The sequence below is a fragment of the Limimaricola sp. G21655-S1 genome, assembly GCF_027213785.1.
In the GTDB taxonomy this organism is placed as follows: Bacteria; Pseudomonadota; Alphaproteobacteria; order Rhodobacterales; family Rhodobacteraceae; genus Limimaricola.
Genome location: NZ_JAPWGO010000020.1, coordinates 49,971 through 65,806, shown reverse-complemented (window position 1 = coordinate 65,806; position 15,836 = coordinate 49,971). Strand labels below are relative to the sequence as shown.

The 15,836-nt window shown below is 67.2% G+C and carries 20 protein-coding genes; 3 read left to right on the top strand and 17 right to left on the bottom strand.

From position 1 onward, the window contains the following. Positions 1–118 precede the first annotated feature (118 nt). The 3 genes from O4G76_RS16920 to O4G76_RS16910 are packed head-to-tail and all read right to left on the bottom strand — an operon-like array spanning position 119 to position 1,912. Positions 119–1,036: an MBL fold metallo-hydrolase gene (locus tag O4G76_RS16920; protein ID WP_269398425.1), complete on the bottom strand. Its 918-nt coding sequence runs from the start codon at positions 1,034–1,036 to the stop codon at positions 119–121. After that, a complete protein-coding gene (locus O4G76_RS16915) occupies positions 1,033–1,476 on the bottom strand; it encodes a YeeE/YedE family protein (RefSeq protein WP_269398424.1) in 444 nt (147 codons plus the stop codon). Before O4G76_RS16915 ends, O4G76_RS16920 begins: the two co-directional genes overlap by 4 nt. 1 nt (position 1,477) lies before the next feature. Then, the gene (locus tag O4G76_RS16910; RefSeq protein WP_269398423.1) at positions 1,478–1,912 is read right to left on the bottom strand and encodes a YeeE/YedE family protein; all 435 of its coding nucleotides are present in this window, start codon (positions 1,910–1,912) and stop codon (positions 1,478–1,480) included. Positions 1,913–2,007: 95 nt separating this feature from the next. Between O4G76_RS16910 and O4G76_RS16905 the strand changes: the two genes are divergently transcribed. After that, on the top strand, positions 2,008–2,319 hold the full coding sequence (locus tag O4G76_RS16905) for a helix-turn-helix transcriptional regulator (RefSeq protein WP_269398422.1): 312 nt from the start codon (positions 2,008–2,010) through the stop codon (positions 2,317–2,319). A gap of 37 nt (positions 2,320–2,356) precedes the next feature. On the opposite strand, the gene O4G76_RS16900 is transcribed toward O4G76_RS16905, so the two are convergent. Both O4G76_RS16900 and O4G76_RS16895 read right to left on the bottom strand, forming a co-directional pair. Beyond that, positions 2,357–2,809: a beta-lactamase hydrolase domain-containing protein gene (locus O4G76_RS16900; protein WP_269398421.1), complete on the bottom strand. Its 453-nt coding sequence runs from the start codon at positions 2,807–2,809 to the stop codon at positions 2,357–2,359. 8 nt (positions 2,810–2,817) lie between these two features. Continuing rightward, complete coding sequence (locus O4G76_RS16895; protein ID WP_269398420.1) at positions 2,818–4,215, bottom strand: rhodanese-like domain-containing protein; 1,398 nt, start codon at positions 4,213–4,215, stop codon at positions 2,818–2,820. Positions 4,216–4,443: 228 nt separating this feature from the next. Between O4G76_RS16895 and O4G76_RS16890 the strand changes: the two genes are divergently transcribed. Then, positions 4,444–4,917: a DsrE family protein gene (locus tag O4G76_RS16890; RefSeq protein ID WP_269398419.1), complete on the top strand. Its 474-nt coding sequence runs from the start codon at positions 4,444–4,446 to the stop codon at positions 4,915–4,917. A 27-nt stretch (positions 4,918–4,944) separates the two neighbouring features. Here O4G76_RS16890 and O4G76_RS16885 read toward each other — a convergent pair whose 3' ends face one another. The 12 genes from O4G76_RS16885 to O4G76_RS16830 all read right to left on the bottom strand — a co-directional run bounded on the left by O4G76_RS16885 (position 4,945) and on the right by O4G76_RS16830 (position 15,293). Beyond that, positions 4,945–5,526: a rhodanese-like domain-containing protein gene (locus tag O4G76_RS16885; RefSeq protein WP_269398418.1), complete on the bottom strand. Its 582-nt coding sequence runs from the start codon at positions 5,524–5,526 to the stop codon at positions 4,945–4,947. A gap of 12 nt (positions 5,527–5,538) precedes the next feature. Beyond that, positions 5,539–6,762: a 5-aminolevulinate synthase gene (gene hemA / locus O4G76_RS16880; RefSeq protein ID WP_269398417.1), complete on the bottom strand. Its 1,224-nt coding sequence runs from the start codon at positions 6,760–6,762 to the stop codon at positions 5,539–5,541. A gap of 3 nt (positions 6,763–6,765) precedes the next feature. After that, positions 6,766–7,197: a DUF302 domain-containing protein gene (locus O4G76_RS16875; protein ID WP_269398416.1), complete on the bottom strand. Its 432-nt coding sequence runs from the start codon at positions 7,195–7,197 to the stop codon at positions 6,766–6,768. A 109-nt stretch (positions 7,198–7,306) separates the two neighbouring features. Then, the gene (locus O4G76_RS16870) at positions 7,307–8,632 is read right to left on the bottom strand and encodes a c-type cytochrome (RefSeq protein ID WP_269398415.1); all 1,326 of its coding nucleotides are present in this window, start codon (positions 8,630–8,632) and stop codon (positions 7,307–7,309) included. Next, complete coding sequence (soxC, locus tag O4G76_RS16865; protein WP_269398414.1) at positions 8,616–9,875, bottom strand: sulfite dehydrogenase; 1,260 nt, start codon at positions 9,873–9,875, stop codon at positions 8,616–8,618. Before soxC ends, O4G76_RS16870 begins: the two co-directional genes overlap by 17 nt. A 38-nt stretch (positions 9,876–9,913) precedes the next feature. After that, the gene (gene soxB, locus O4G76_RS16860) at positions 9,914–11,608 is read right to left on the bottom strand and encodes a thiosulfohydrolase SoxB (protein WP_269398413.1); all 1,695 of its coding nucleotides are present in this window, start codon (positions 11,606–11,608) and stop codon (positions 9,914–9,916) included. A gap of 88 nt (positions 11,609–11,696) precedes the next feature. Then, positions 11,697–12,557 carry a sulfur oxidation c-type cytochrome SoxA gene (soxA, locus tag O4G76_RS16855; protein WP_269398412.1) on the bottom strand — a complete coding sequence of 287 codons (861 nt, stop codon included), beginning with the start codon at positions 12,555–12,557 and terminating at the stop codon, positions 11,697–11,699. Between the two features lie 31 nt (positions 12,558–12,588). Continuing rightward, positions 12,589–12,918 (bottom strand): thiosulfate oxidation carrier complex protein SoxZ, encoded by a 330-nt coding sequence (gene soxZ / locus O4G76_RS16850; RefSeq protein ID WP_085897779.1) that lies wholly within the window; start codon positions 12,916–12,918, stop codon positions 12,589–12,591. 23 nt (positions 12,919–12,941) lie between these two features. Beyond that, on the bottom strand, positions 12,942–13,364 hold the full coding sequence (soxY, locus tag O4G76_RS16845; RefSeq protein ID WP_269398411.1) for a thiosulfate oxidation carrier protein SoxY: 423 nt from the start codon (positions 13,362–13,364) through the stop codon (positions 12,942–12,944). A gap of 23 nt (positions 13,365–13,387) precedes the next feature. Then, on the bottom strand, positions 13,388–13,864 hold the full coding sequence (gene soxX / locus O4G76_RS16840) for a sulfur oxidation c-type cytochrome SoxX (RefSeq protein WP_269398410.1): 477 nt from the start codon (positions 13,862–13,864) through the stop codon (positions 13,388–13,390). 115 nt (positions 13,865–13,979) lie between these two features. Beyond that, positions 13,980–14,540 carry a thioredoxin family protein gene (locus tag O4G76_RS16835; protein ID WP_269398409.1) on the bottom strand — a complete coding sequence of 187 codons (561 nt, stop codon included), beginning with the start codon at positions 14,538–14,540 and terminating at the stop codon, positions 13,980–13,982. A 12-nt stretch (positions 14,541–14,552) separates the two neighbouring features. Beyond that, positions 14,553–15,293 carry a cytochrome c biogenesis CcdA family protein gene (locus tag O4G76_RS16830; protein ID WP_269398408.1) on the bottom strand — a complete coding sequence of 247 codons (741 nt, stop codon included), beginning with the start codon at positions 15,291–15,293 and terminating at the stop codon, positions 14,553–14,555. Positions 15,294–15,388: 95 nt separating this feature from the next. Here O4G76_RS16830 and O4G76_RS16825 point away from each other — a divergent pair, with 95 nt between their 5' ends. Next, entirely contained in the window at positions 15,389–15,772 is a 384-nt protein-coding gene (locus tag O4G76_RS16825; protein ID WP_269398407.1) for a thioredoxin family protein, read from the top strand. Positions 15,773–15,836 lie beyond the last annotated feature (64 nt).

Sequence of the window (15,836 nt, the reverse complement as noted above, 5' to 3'; positions counted from 1 at the left end):
CCGGCCGCCCCCCGCCCCCCCCCGGCCGGCCGCGGGCACCCCACCCCCGGCCCAGCGCGGCCGGGCCAGGCGGGGCCCACGGGGGGGCGGGCGGCCCGCGGGCCGCCCGGGGTCAGGCTCAGTCGAAGCGGTTGACCGGGTATTTCAGGTAGTGGTTGCCGTCATTCTCCGCCGGGGGCAGCCGCCCGCCGCGCAGGTTGACCTGCAGCGCCTCGATGATGCGGTGCGGCAGCGGCAGCGTCGCGTCGCGCTCCTGCCGGCGCTGGATGAAGTCCTCGCGCGCGGTGCCATCCTTGACGTGCTTGTTCTTCGCCTTGTGCTCGGCCACGGTGGCCTCCCACATCGGCTCGTCGCGCTCCGGCCCGCCATAGTCGTGGCCGACATAGAGCCGGGTATTCTCAGGCAGGGCGAGGATGTCCTGGATCGAATCCCACAGTTCGTGCGTCTTGCCGCCCGGGAAGTCCGAGCGGGAGGTGCCGATGTCGGGCTGCATCAGCGTGTCATGCACGAAGGCCGCATCGCCGCAGACATAGCTGATCGATCCCAGCGTGTGACCGGGCGAAAGCATGACACGCGCGTCGAGTTCGCCGATCTTGAAGGTCTCGCCCTCTTCGAACAGGTGGTCGAAATCGCGGCTCGGCTCGAAGGCATCGGGCAGGTTGTAGATGTCGGCCCAGATCTTGGCGATCTCGGGCACCAGCGCACCGATGGCGTTGGGGGCGCCGGTGCGCTCCTTGAGATGGGCCGAGGCCATGACGTGATCGGCATGCGGGTGGGTGTCGAGCACCCACTGCACCTTAAGGTCGTTGTCGCGCACGAGGTCGAGGACCTGGTCCATGCTCTCGGTCGAGAACTTGCCGTTGCGGTGATCGAAATTCCAGACCACGTCGATCAGCGCTGCATGGCGCGTCTTGGGGTCGGCGCAGATGTACTGGATCGACCCGGTGTCGGGCTCGTAGATGCCCCAGACATCGGGGCTGCCTTCGCCGGTCGAAGGCGAATGGCGGACGACGCGGCTCTTGAGGGGGTCGGTCATTGGGTAGCTCCTTTGCTGAGGGGCAGGGAGAGATCAGGGGTGTGCCGGGCCAGCCACATGCCGGCCAGCATGAAGGGCACGAAGATCAGCGTTCCGGTGGCCGCAATCGGCAGCGCGGTCAGCGCCGGGCCGGGGCAGAAGCCGCCAAGCCCCCATCCGGTGCCGAACAGCACCGCGCCGGTCAGCAGCTTGGGGTCGAGGTCGGTCCGGCTCGGAATGCGGAACTCGGTGTCGAAGAACGGGCGCGAGCGGTTGCGGGTGAGAAGCGCGAAGCCCGGCGCGGTCACCGCGATGGCGCCGCCCATGACGAAGGCGAGGCTCGGGTCCCACGTGCCGAACACGTCGAGGAAGTTCAGCACCTTGGCCGGGTCGGACATGCCCGAGACGATCAGGCCGAAGCCGAAGATCAGGCCGGAGAGAAGCGCGAAAAGCTGTTTCATCTCAGCCTCCGATCAGGTGGCGGGTGACGAAGACCGTGACGAAGGCCGCGGCCATGAAGGTGACGGTGGCGGTGATCGAGCGCATCGAGCCGCGGCTGATGCCGCAGACGCCATGGCCCGAGGTGCAGCCATTGCCATAGGTGGCGCCGAAGCCCACCAGCAGGCCCGCGACCGCCATCAGGGCAGGGCTGGACGGCACCCATTGCTGCGGCCACTCGCCCGAGACCAGCATCCAGATCGGCGCGGCGAGCAGCAGGCCCAGCACGAACAGCGCCGAGACGCCGCGCGCCTCGCCACCGGTCGAGCGGGCGAAGATACGCGAGGTGAGGCCGCTGATGCCGGCGATCCGGCCGTTGGTGGCCATCAGCAGCACCGCCGAGGCCCCGATCATCATGCCGCCGCCGAGCGACAGCCAAGGGGTGAACTCTGTTTCCATCTCTCGACTCCGTGATACGACGGTCAACGCCGTCGCGCTTGTCTTGTTTCAGGACATCTATATATTCGTATTGTCTAATATTCAATGGGCAGCATATGAAAATCACCGACGATTTCCTCGAAGGCGACATCGCGGGCGCGGCCGCGCTGATGGGCATGCTGGCCTCCGAGGCGCGGCTGAAGATCCTGTGTCGGCTGGTCGATGGCGAGCGGTCGGTGGGGGAACTGGCCCGGATCTGCGACATGTCGCAGCCGACCATGTCGCAACAGCTCAAGCGGCTGAAGGAGGCGGGGCTCGTCGAGGGCCGCCGGGACGCTCAGACGATCTATTACAGCGTCACCGGCAAAGAGGTCGCCGCCGTGCTGGAGACGCTGCACAAGCTGTACTGCGCGCGCGAGGCGCGGTGAGAGCCCGCGCCCGGCAACTCCGGGCGCAGGGCGAGGATCAGGCCTTGGTCTTGCGGTCCGCATAGTCCTTCACGAACTGGCCGATCTTCTCTTGCGACAGATCGACCCCGGCTGCGCGACCCTTCGCGATGGCCGCATCGCCGTCGAGGCCCTGCTCGGCGGCGAGCGCCATCAGCGTCATCGCGCCCGCGCGCTTGCCCGATGCGCAATGCAGCAGGACGGGCCGCGGCAGCTCATCGAGGGAACGCCGGAAATCGTCCACCAATTCGTCGTCAAGCGCGTCGGGGGAGACCGGGTGATGCAGATAGCTCAGCCCGGCCTCCTCGACGATGCGCCGTTCTTCGTCGGGGGCGACCTCCTGCTTTTCGTCTGTGGTTCGGAAATTCACCACGCTTCGGTAACCTTCTTCGGCCGCTTTCCGAAGCGTGGTTTCGTCCGGGGCGAAGCGGGCGATGCTGTGATTGCTGTCGATCTCTACGATGTTGTCCATCTTGGTCCTCATTTCTGCTCGGGGGTTTCGACCGGGTAGCCGGCGGCGCTCCATGCCTTCCAACTGCCCGGCACGTTTCGGATGGTTTCGAAGCCATGCGCCGCGAGCAGGCTTGCCGCGATGCTGGCGCGGAAACCGCTGGCGCAGTAGGTCGCGTAGGATTTGCCGCGGTCGAGATCGTTCATCTTCTCGCGCAGCTCACCAAGGAAAGCGTGCGTCGCGCCCGGCACGTGGCCGCCCTGCCATTCGTCGGGCTTGCGCACGTCGAGCGGCGTGATGTCCTGCGCGTCCTTCAGCTCATGCACAGAGATCTGCGGGATCTGCGCGAAATCGCGACCGGCCTCGCGCCAGGCGCTCATGCCGCCGGCGAGATAGCCGCCGAACCGGTCGAAGCCGGTGCGCCAGAGGAGCTTCACGACCTCGGGCAAGTCGCCATCCTCGTGCAGAACGAGGTGGATGGGCTTTTCTGGATCCAGCAGCCACCCGGCCCAGACCGACAGTTCCGGCCGCGCGCCGATGTTGAGGCTGCCCTTCACGTGGCCTGCGCCGAAATCCATCATGTCGCGGGTGTCGACGATCTGCGCGCCGCCCTCGGTGGCCTCGGCGAACTGGTCGACCGTGAGGGGTGGCACGCGCGGCAGGTTGCGCAGCACCTCCGGGCCCTTGGCGTTCACCTTCTTCAGCCGGGGGTAATGCGTCGGCACCGGCGGGGCGTCCGCCTGCATCACCTTCTTGAATTCCTCGAGGCTCTCGATCTTCGCGTAGTCGTTGAAGCGTCGCTCGTAGCCGATGGTCGAGGACATCCGGTCGCCGATATCGGGGCCGCAGGCCGATCCCGCGCCGTGGCAGGGATAGATGATCACGTCGTCGGGCAGCGCCATGAACACGTCGCGCACCGTGTGGAACAGCTTTTCGGTCAGCTCCTCGGTCTGGTCGTCGCCCATCAGGTCGGGGCGGCCGACGCTGTCGACGAAGAAGGCGTCGCCAGAAAGCACGCCCCAAGGCGTCTCGGTGTCGCCGTCATAGAGGAAATAGGACATGTGCTCGGGGGTGTGGCCGGGAGTGAAGCGCGCCTTCATCCGCAGCCCGCCAAAGCGGAACTCGTCGCCGTCTCGCACGGTCTCGTGGTCGAAGCCGTACTCCGCGCCGCCCTCGGTGCTGACATAGAGCTTGGCCTGTCCGCCGAGCCGGTCGACCAGCTCGCGCGCGCCGCTCATGAAGTCGGCGTGGATGTGGGTTTCGAACACATGGGTGATGGCGAGGCCGAAGCGCCGCGCCGCCTCCAGGTATATGTCGACGTCTGGGCGCGGATCGACCACGGCACAGACATGCGCGGCGTCGTCCCCCAAGAGGTAGGAGCATTCGGCGACGCCGTCGGCCAGGATCTGTTCGAAGCGCAGGGTCATGGCAGGTCCTCCTTCACATGCGCAAACGGGAATGCTTCGGAGAGGGTTCCGGTGGTGCCGGGAGACGGCGCCTGCCCGCCTGCAACGGGAAGAAGGGTGGACAGAAGGTTTATACGTAGTTGAATGTGTGAATGCGTCAAAAGGGCGCAGCCGGAGTCGGCGCGGAGGAGTGCCGTCTCGATCGGCGCGGTAGGGCATGCCGCCCATGCCCGCTCAAGGGAGGACGAGATGACGATACTGAAACGGATGCGCGGCGTGTTGGCCGCCGGACTTGCGGTGCTGACATTGCTGGCGGCTGGGAATGCCGCTGCGCAGGACAGCGACCGCTATGGCCAGCAGAAGGTGGTCTACCACATCAACGGCAATGGCGGCGAGGAGGACAAGGCCTATCGCGGCGCGCTGCGCAACGTGCAGAACCACATCAACGCCGTGGGCCGCGACAACATAGAGGTCAAGGTGGTCCTGCATGGCAACGGGGTCGGGCTGCTGCAGAACGCGATGGAGAACGAGCAGCTGCAGATGGACGTGACCAGCCTGCGCGGTCAGAACGTCGTCTTCCTGGTATGCAACAACACGCTGACCGGTCGTGACATCAGCTACGAGGAGGACCTGTTCGAGGTGTTCGAGGACCAGATCGTCCCCTCGGGCGTGGCCGAGCTGAGCTACCTGCAGGGGCAGGGCTACACCTACGTCAAGCCGTGAACCCGCCGCTGGGCCGCCTCGCGCGGCTCAGCGCCCTGCCGCAACGGTAAGCCCGAGTAGCCGCCAGACCTGCATGCCACCCCGGTAATAGCTGATCTTCTCCGCAGGATAGCCGGCGCCGATCATCGCGCGGATCGCGGTGGGCGACTGGCCGCACCACGGGCCGTTGCAGAACAGCGCCACGCGCGGCGACTCCGAACAGTCCCAACCCTCGAAATCCGGCTCGCAGTTCAGCTCGCCCAATCGGTCGGTGATCACGTCCCATGGCAGGTGGATCGCCCCCGGAATGGTGCCGCCTTCGAACCAGTCGCGGGTGCGGCTGTCGATCACCACGGCCTCCGGATCCTCCAACATGTCGAGCAGTTCCAGCTCGCCGATCGTCGTGACGCCCTCGGCGGGCGTCATCGGCTGGATGCAGAAGGGCGGACAGGCGCGCGACGTCTTGGCGAAGTCGCCGGTGATGACCGCCTCGTTGTCCTGTTCGCGCATGATCTCGATCGGCCCGTCCGGCGTCTCGACGGTGACCGACATGCAGTCGGCGTCGATGCCGACCGGCTCGGCGAACGCAGGTGCGGAGAGGAGGGCAAGGAGGGCTGCAAGGCGGATCATGATCGGTCTCCCTTATTGCGCGGCCATCGGCACGCGGGCGATACGGCAGCGGTCCCAGAGCGCCTCCAGCGCCGAGGCCAACCGGTCGAGATCGGCCTCCGAATGCACCGGCGAGGGCGTGATGCGCAGCCGCTCGGTGCCGCGCGGCACGGTGGGATAGTTGATCGGCTGGATGTAGATGCCGAACTCGTCGAGCAGCAGGTCCGATATCCAGCGGCATTTCACCGGATCGCCCACCATCACCGGCACGATGTGGCTCGGGTTGGGCAGGTGCGGGATGCCCGCCGCGTCGAGCCGGGCGCGCAGGCTCGACACCCGCTCGGCCTGCAACCGGCGCTCGGCGTCGGAAGTCTTGAGGTGGCGCACCGCCGCCTGCGCACCGGCAGCGACGGCGGGGGGCAGGGCGGTGGTGAAGATGAAGCCCGAGGCGAAGCTGCGCACGAAATCGCACAAGGCGGCGGAGGCGGCGATATAGCCGCCCATCACGCCGTAAGCCTTGCCCAGCGTACCCTCGATCACGTCGATGCGCCCCATCAGCCCCTCGCGCTCGGCGACGCCGCCGCCGCGCGGGCCGTAGAGGCCGACGCCATGAACCTCGTCGAGATAGGTCAAGGCGCCGTAGCGCTCGGCCAGATCGCAGATGCCGGCGATGGGGGCGATGTCGCCATCCATCGAATAGACGCTCTCGAAGGCGACGATCTTCGGGGCATTGGCTGGCAGGGCCGCGAGTTTCGCCTCCAGATCGACGAGGTCGTTGTGCTTCCAGATCACCTTTTCGGCGCGGCTGTGACGGATGCCCTCGATCATGCTGGCGTGGTTGCCCGCATCCGACAGCACGATGCAGCCGGGAATGCGCGCGGCCAGCGTGCCCAGGGCGGCCCAGTTCGACACGTAGCCCGAGGTGAAGAGAAGCGCCGCCTCCTTGCCATGCAGGTCGGCCAGCTCGCGCTCGAGCGCCACGTGATGGCGGGTCGTGCCCGAGATGTTGCGGGTGCCGCCGGCGCCTGCGCCGACTTCGTCGAGCGCCGCGTGCATCGCGGCCAGCACCTTCGGGTGCTGGCCCATGCCGAGATAGTCGTTCGAGCACCAGACGGTGACCTCGGAGGGCGCGGAACCGTCATGGCGGGTGGCGGCGGGAAAGGCGCCGCGATGGCGCTCCAGCTCGGCGAAGCGGCGGTAGTTGCCCTCGGATCTGAGACGGTCGAGCTCGGCGGCGAAGAAGCTGTCGAAGGCCACCCGCTACTGCCCCGCCGCCTCTTTGGCAATGCCGTCGAGCAGCGCCTGCACCTCCTGCATCGGGCCATCGGGCATCGCGCGATAGCCGATCTCGACCGCGCCGTCCCTGTCGGTGACGAAGATCCCGTAGGGGCAGTGCGCGATGTTGGCCGGATCGGCCTCCATCACCTTGCGCGACACCACCGCCGAGCAGAACAGGAACACGTCGGCGGCGTCGAAGATGGTCACGTCGCTGCCCACGTCCTCCCCGGTGCGGTTGAGCATGTCACCGACGCGGCTGACATAGTCGACCACCAGACCCTCTCCGACGATGGCGCTCTCGACGCTGAAGGTGGCGTCCTCGAAGCTGCCGTCGAAGGGATAGGTGACCACCTCCTGCGCCGAGGCGACCCCGCCCGCAAACGCGACCAGCGCCGTCAAAAGGATCCGTCTCATGGCCTTACTCCTCCCTTGTTGCGGGTCGGGCCGGGCATGGCCCGGCCGTTTCCCTCCTGCCGCCCAAGGCGGCGATGCGGGCGGCCCTGCGCGGGCCGCCCGGAATGGCTCACTCGCCCTGCGCTTCGAGGAAGGCGGTGATGGCGGTGATGTCCTCGTCGCTGCGCAAGCCCGCGAAGGACATCTTGGTGCCCTTCAGATAGGCGCGCGGATCGGCGAGGAAGCCCGCGAGGCTCTCGTGATCCCAGACCAGCCCGTCCGCGCCGGCCTCTTCCAGCGCGCCCGAGTAGCGGAAGCCCTCGACCGTGCCGGCGGTGCGCCCGACGATGCCGTTGAGCTGCGGGCCGCTGCGGTTCTTGGCGTTGTCGCCGACCTGGTGGCAGGCGGCGCATTTCTTGAACACCCGCTCGCCCGCCGCAACCAGCTCCGGATCGGGTCCGGCGCTCGCCTCGACGACCGCCTCCGCCGGGGCCGCTTCCGCGTCGGCGCCTTCGACGGAGGCCTTGTCGGCCTCACCCGCGACAGCCGCATCTTCCGGCGCCGTGGGCTGGTCACCCGCCACTGCCTCCTCGGCGGGCTCGGCATCCGCGGGCTGCGCCGCGGCCTGCTCCTCGACCTCGATCGCGGTGTCCTCGACATCCGCGTCACCCTCGTCCGAGCCCGGCGTCACGTCGAGCACGGCGGCCCGCATGGTGATCTCGACCTCGTCCTTGCAGCCTTCCATGCAGGCCTCGCCGGAGAAGGCGGTCAGCTCGGTCTCGGGCCGGTCGTCGGGCTTGAATCCCTCGGCATTGGGCATCTCGACCTCGGCGAAGCTCTCGTTCGACAGCTCGAAGTCGTCCTCGACGATGTTGTTGAGATAGAGCAGGTAGGCGGTGATCGCGTAGACTTCGTCCGGCGTGAGCGACTGCGCGTCGCCGAAGGGCATGGCCCGGTGCACGTAGTCCCAGACGGTCGAGAGATAGGGCCAGTAGGAGCCGATGGTCTTGACCGGGTCCTTGCGCTCGAGCGTGCCCTGACCACCGGCGAGCTGCGGCCAGCGGCCGACCGCCTCGCCGAAATCGCCGTGGCAGGAGGCGCATTTCTCGACGAAGACCTCCTCGCCGGTCCAGACATCGCCCGAACCCACCGGCAGGCCCTGCCCGTCGGGGCGGATGTCGATGTCCCAGGCGGCGATCTCCTCGGGCAGCGCCTCGCGGCCCAGCCCGTAGCCGCCATCGCGGGCCGGGGCGGGGGGCTCGGCATTGGCCTGCGCGACCGTCTCGGCGGTCGGGGCGGGGGCTTCGGTCTCCTGGGCGTTGGCGGCGGCCACGAAGGACACCCGCGCCGGCGCCGGCATGTCGACCACGAACTGGTCGGCCAGCACGTAGGCCAGGGTCAGCACGCTCGCCGTGCCGGCGGAGGCGGGTGCGAGGATTTTAAGAAACTTCGACATTTTCCGCCTCGCCGCGTTCGTTGACATGCCAGGTCTGGATGCCGTTGTTGTGGTAGATCGAGTTCTCGCCGCGGATCGCCCGCAGGTCGTTCTTGGTCGGCTGCACGTAGCCGGTGGAATCATGCGTGCGGCTCTGCAGCAGCAGCGGTTTCCCGTCCCAGTCGAACTCGAAGTAGAAACGGTGCATCGACTTGTCGAAGCTCGGCCCCGACATGCGCGCCTCGTGCCAGTTCTTGCCGCCGTCGAGCGTGACGTCGACGCGCGGGATGGTGCCGCGACCCGACCAGGCGACCCCGGTGAGCACGGTCGGTCCCTTGGAGTGCAGGATCGGCGCCTGTGGGCTGGGGTTGGTGATGACCGACTTGGCGTCCATCTCCCAGGTGAAGCGGCGGGCGATGCCGTTGTCGAGAAGGTCGGTGTATTTCGACGTCTCCTCGCGGTGGTGCCAGGGCTGGTCGCCGACCTCGATCCGGCGCAGCCACTTGATCCACATGTTGCCTTCCCAGCCGGGCACGACGAGGCGGACCGGGTAGCCCTGCTCGGGGCGCAGCGCCTCGCCGTTCATCTTGAAGGCGACGAGGCAGTCGTCCATCGCCTTCTCGATCGGGATCGAGCGGGTCATGGCCGAGGCATCGGCGCCCTCCGGCATGATCCACTTGCCGTTGGTCTTGACCCCCGCCTCTTCGAGCAGGAGCCGCAGCGGCACGCCGGTATACATGACGTTGTGGATCATGCCGTGGGTGTACTGGCAGCCATTGAGCTGCGCGCCGGCCCATTCCATGCCCGAATTCGCAGCGCATTCGAGGAAATAGACCCGGTTCTCGCGCGGAAAGCGCATCAGGTCCTGCATCGTGAAGACCAGCGGCTTGTCGACCAGGCCGTTGATCATCAGCCGGTGCGCGGTCGGGTCGACCTCGGCGATGCCGGCATGGTGCCGCTCGAAGCACAGCCCGTTCGGGGTGATGATCCCGTCGAGTTCGTGCAGGGGCGTGAAGTTCACCGAGGAGACCGGATCGGCGGTCAGCCATTCGACGTTGCGACGGATGACATGCGCCTCGTATTGCGAGGGGGTGCCATAGGGGCGGGCATCGACGCCGTCGCCCAGATACTGCATCCAGGGCTGCAGTTCGGTGATCGCCGGATCGGGCGATTGCGCGGCCACGCGGCTGCCCGCGATGGCGCCGCCGGCGGCGAGCGCGCCGGTCAGGAAGCCGCGCCGCGAGGGGGCGGGATCTTTGCTCATGCTCGGAGTCCTCTTGTCGTCCATGTCGGCGGGGCGGCTCATCCGGCCACCACGTCGACGCTTGTGTTGGGGTCGATGGAAACGGTGCCCTGATTGCGGATGTGGCTTTCGACCACGTCCCAGATCGCCGGGCCCTCGGTGCCCTCGTTGACGCTGGCCCATCCGGCCACGACGTAGGTTTTCGACGGATCGATCTTCTCGCCCGACGACAGCAGCGTCATCTCGGTGACGCGGCTGCCCTGCGGCTGGGCGATGTCGATCCGGTAGCCCATGCCGCCGACGCGGACCATGTCGCCGCCCTGCTGGTAGTAGGGATCGGGGTTGAACAGGTTGTCGGCCACGTCCTCGAGAATGAGCTTCAGCGTTTCGCCGGTCATTTCCGAGCGGTAGGCCTCGGGGTAGCTCATCGCGGTGGCGTTGAAGACGTCCTCTCGGGTGATCTCCTGGCCGGGCATCAGCGAGGCGCCCCAGCGGAAGCCGGGCGAGAGCGCGATGTCGGCCTCGCGCTCGGAAATCAGGGCGTTGCAGATCAGGTCGTCCCAGGTGCCGTTGAAGTTGCCGCGCCGGTAGAGCAGCGACTCGGTGGTGCCCAGCACCTCGGACATCTCGTCCTTGAACGGCGCGCGGGTCTCCTCGACCAGCGCGGTCATCTCCGGATCGGGCGCGATCACGTCCGAGAAGATCGGGATCAGGCGGTGGGTCAGCCCCTTGAGCGCGCCGTCCTGCACGTCGAGATCGACGCGGCTGACGAACTTGCCGTGGCTGCCCGACGCGATCAGATGCGTGGAGCCGACGAGTACCGGCTCGGGCAGGGCGTCATGGGTGTGACCGGTCAGGATCACGTCGATGCCGGGCACCTGCGCGGCCATCTTGCGGTCCACGTCGAAGCCGTTATGCGACAGCACCACCACGACTTCGGCGCCCGCGTCGCGCGCCTCCTGCACCACCTCGGCCATCCGCTCCTGCCGCACGCCGAAGCTGAGATCGGGGAACATCCAGTTCGGGTTGGCGATCGGCAGATAGGGGAAGGCCTGGCCGATCACGGCGATCGAGGTGCCGCCGCGCTCGAACATCTTGTAGGGCTCGTAGGCCGGCTCGTCCCATGTCGCGTCGAAGATGTTGGCGCCGAGGAAGGCGGGGTCGAGCTCGGTCTCGAGGATCTCGTTGACCCGGTCGATGCCCAGCGTGAACTCCCAATGCGAGGTCATCGCGTCGGTGCCCAGCGCGTTGAACAGCCGCACCATGTCGGCGCCTTGCGTCTTGAGGGCGGGCAGCGAGCCCTGCCAGGTGTCGCCGCCGTCGAGCAGCAGCGCATCGGGGCGCTCGGCCCGGATCGCCTTGAGCACGGTGGCGATGCGGTCGAGGCCGCCCATCTTGCCGTATTCCCGGCCCAGCGCGACGAAATCGTCATAGGTCAGCGCGTAGTCGAGCGGCGAGCCGTCCTCGATGCCGTAGAGCTTGCGGAAGGCGGCGCCGGTGACATGCGGCACGAGACCCTGCGCTTCGCCGACACCGAGATTGATCTCGGGCTCGCGGAACCAGATCGGCTGGGTCTGGGCGTGGATGTCGGTGATGTGGATCAGCGTGACATTGCCGGGGCCACCGGTGCCGATCAGGTCGTCCTGGCTGAGCCGCTGCTGGGCCGCGAGCCGGGACCAGTTGCCGAAGCCGGAGGCCCCCCAGAGGGCGGAGGCGGCGAGGCCGGCCTGGAGAAAGTGGCGGCGGGCGATCATGGGCGGTTCCCTGTCATCGGATGCGTATTATTGAATATGTTCGGGCGAAAGCACCCCGCCGGGCGAAAGCCGGGCGGGGTGCGAAGGGTCAGTTGCGGACCGAGGGGCCCTCGACCGAGAGGCCGTTACCGCGCGAGGCGACGTAGAGTTCCAGCGCCACGAATTCCGGGCTGCCCGGTGCGAAGGTCTCGGCACGGGTGTCGCGCACGCAGCCCTTGAAGCGGTCATGCACCGCGTTGAGCGCACCGTTCTTCAGCCGGTAGGTCGGAAAGCCGTTGATCTGGCCCTGGCTCAGATGATCGGCCCGGATCATGTTGTCGTAATTGTCCTCGTGGCAGTTCGCGCAGGCGAGTTCGAGCTGTCCATAACGGGTGTAGTAGATCTCCTTGCCCTGCTCCCAGGTTTCCTGGGCCGGGCCGTCGATCGCCACGTTGACGGGCATGCCGCGCGAGACCGAGGAGATCAGCGCGACCATCTCGGTCATCCGATCGCCGGTATAGTCCCAAGGCTCCGCCCCGGCGCGCTCGGTCACGCATTCGTTGACCTGCATCTCCAGCGTCTGCACCTCGCCCTTGGCCTCGTCCCACTTGGGATAGACCGCGCGCACGCCCTCGAGCGCCTCGGGGCTTTCATGGCACGAGGCGCAGGACTGGTCGTCTGGACCCATCGCGGTTTCGAAATCGGCGCGGGCATTGTCGACGCCGATCATGCCGGGGTTCTCGAAATCATCCATCTGCAGCGCCTGGGTCTCGGGCGAGCGGTATTCCCAGCCCGAGACGACCTCGCTCATGTATTCCATGTGCTCGGGCGCGGGCGCCCGGGTCACGATCTCGATCTCGTCGTTGATGACGAGGTTCGCCTCCTGCGCCGTCGCGGCGGGGGCAAGGGCGGCCGACCCGGCCAGCCCGAGCGCCGCCCATGCGGCGCCGGTCCTCAGCGTCTGTCTCATCAAGGTCTCCTCCCTTGCCCTCTTCGTGCCGTCAGGCGACGGCGATCTCCTTGGTGTCCTCGTAGGTCGACCCGTCATCGTCGATCCAGGTGAAGGTGAAGGTCCCGCTCTCGGGCACCTTGGCCTGGAACTCGAAATACGGGTTGGTCGAGATCGCGGGCTCCATCGCCACGTCGATCACGGTCTCGCCGTTGAAGGTGCAGGTGAAGCGGTTGATGATCGAGCGCGGGATGAGGTTGCCCTCCTTGTCCTTGCGCTGTCCCGATTCCATCGGGTGGCTAATCAGGGTCTTGATGGTGATGACCTCTCCGGCGGCGGCTTCCTTGGGGACGCGGACGCGGGGGGTGACGTTCTCTGCCATGTCTCTTGCTCCTTGTCCCGAACTCAGCCGCCGCAGCCGCCGATGGTGACCTTCACCTCCTGCGCCGCGCGCGCGAAGCTGCCATCGGCCATCTTGGCGATGGCGACGACCTCCTGCGTGCCGGCGAGGCGGATCCGGGTCGAGGCCATCTGCGCGCCCGCCAGCGGGCCGAAATGGAACACGCCCACATCGGGGTTCGGGTTGCCGGTGGCCAGCAGGATGATCGACTCGGCGCCGGGGGCATCGACCTCGACCGGCACGGTGTTGCCGTTCTCGGCGATCTCGGGCGCGGTGAGGGTCAGCCCCTCGCCGGTGATCTCTGCGCCGCCGGTGAACTCGGCGATCAGCTCCTCGGTCGGCGTCGCGAGCGCCATGCGCCCGCCCAGCATCACCGAGAGGCCGCTGCCGGCCATGATGGCCAGCGTCTGTCTGCGTGAAAAGCTCATCTCTCTCCTCTCCTGCCGCGCGCTCACTCGTCGCGCAGCGTCATCAGGTAGGCCACCACGTCCTCGACCTGCTGCGCGGTAAGCAGCGGCGGCAGCGGTTCCTCGCCGGCCTTGCCGGTGAAGCCGTCGCCGGGACGGATGAAGCCTTCGGTCTTGTAAAAGGCGGGCATGATCGTCTCCGGGAAGGTCATCTTGGCGTTTGCCACGATCCCGCGGAGATCCGCCTCGGTCCAACGGTCGGCCGCTCCGTCGAGCGGGGGGCCGATCTCGCCATGGAATGGCACCTCCTCGAGTGCCCCCACCGCGTGGCAGGCGACGCAGTTGCCCAAGCCTCGATCGGCCATGACCTCGGCACCGGCCTTCGGGTCGCCGGGGCTGCCGCTCAGGGAGGTCTCGATGGCGCCGTATTCGCCGTAGGCCACCTCCTGCGGCGCGACCTCGGCCTGCGCGGCCGCGCCGATGAGCGCGAGCGCCACGGCAAGGGTGATTTGTCGCGACATAAGTCCTCCCTGCGGCATTTTGTCCTCCGAAGCGACGTTACTCCGGACCGGGTGTTCCAATCAACATCATATTTAATTTCTTGAATACGGCTCGATCCGGCGCAAGCCTAGGCCGCTATTCAGCTTGGTTTTCGAGCATTCGAGCGTGGTATTTCTGGAACGGCTCGTCGCCCGCATAGCCATGCTCCAACACCCAGCGCAGCAGGTTGCGGGTGGTCGCGGGGCCGAACGCGCCCGGCATGACCGCCACCGCCGACTCGGCCGCCGTGGTTTCCTGCGGCACCTCCTCGGGCAGGAACATCATGGTCGGCGTGAAGAGCAGGCCCCAGCGCGCGATCATCTCCTTTTCGGGCAGGACGGTGCCGTCGAGATCGGTCACTTCGAGATCGCCGAACATGTTGAGCTGCACCACGAAGTAGTCTTCGTCCAGGATCTGCGCGATCTCGGGCAGGACGAAGACCTCCTCGTGCATCTTGCGGCAGTAGATGCAGCCGCGCTGCTCCACGAGCAGCAGCAGCCGCTGCCCGGCGGCATTCGCCTCGGCGAGATCCTCGCGCAGGTCGAGAAAGGTCTGGCGCATCCAGGGCGCTTTGTGGAGCCCGTCATCGCCCATCTCCGCCATAACGGGCAGGGCGGAGAGGAAAAATAGCGCAAGCGCTTGGCGGAAGCGGATCATGACGGGCTCCTGTCATCCATAGCGGCTGAAGATGGGGAATTCATCGAGCATCCATTGCGCGATCAGGTTCACCGAATCGGTGGCGATCAGCAGTCCGAAGGCCACGAGCAGCGCCCCGGTCAGCTTCTCGACTGTGCCGAGATGGCGCCGGAACCGGCGCATGAGGCGGGTGAAGGGCGCAACGAAGACCGCAGCGAGCAGGAAGGGCAGAGTCATGCCGACTCCATAGGCCAGCAGCAGCCATGCGCCTTCGGCGGCGGTCTGGAGGCTGCCCGCGGTAAACAGGATCACGCCGAGCACGGGGCCCACGCAAGGCGTCCAGCCGAAGGCGAAGGCGAGCCCCATGACGAAGGCCCCCGCGAGGCCGATCTCACGCGCCGGTCCCGCCGCCCCGTCGAGGCGAAACTGCCGGTAGAGCAGGCCGATCGGCAGCAGACCCAGAAAATGCAGCCCCATCAGTACGATGATCCCGGCCGCGACCCAGCGCAGCAGGTCGAACCATTCACGCAGGAACTGCCCGGCGAAGGAGGCCGAGGCCCCGAGCGCCACGAAGACGGTGATGATCCCTGCGGAAAACAGCGCGGTGAAGAGCAGCGTCCGGCCGCGTCCGGGCGGGGTGCCACCCATCTCGGCCTGCCGGGCGCCGGTCCCGGCGAGATAGCCGAGATAGAAGGGCACCATCGGCAGGATGCAGGGAGACAGGAACGACAGCAGCCCCGCCAGCACCGCCCCGCCCAGCGTGACCTCGAACATGCCGCCTCCGATTGCCTATATCATATTGCAATACTATTATGGGATGGTGGCGGTCAGTCAATCGAGCGCCGTACCAGCTCCGATCGAGGATCTGCATGTCGCGCGTCGCAGCCCTTTGCCTCGGCCTGTTCATGGCCTTTCAGTCCGGTGCCGCCGCGGCGGCGCTGGAGCTTGTCATGGTCGAGCAGACCGGTTGCCCCTGGTGCGCGCGCTGGAACGACGAGATCGGGCCGATCTATCCCAAGACCGAGGAGGGCGAAGCGGCGCCCTTGCGCCGGATCGATATCGGCGAGCTGCCGAGCGGCATGGATCTCGACGGCAAGGTGGTTTTCACGCCCACCTTCCTGCTGGTCGAGGACGGGCGCGAGCTGGGCCGGATCGAGGGCTATCCGGGCGAAGATTTCTTCTGGGGTCTCTTGGCGCGTCTTCTGGGCGAGACGCCGGGCGCGACTTTGGTGCCTCAGGGCCGATCCAGATGACCACATCGCATTGTTATACGAGGCCCGAGGCCATAGATTTCTTGCCTGACATCGGGCGGAGCCG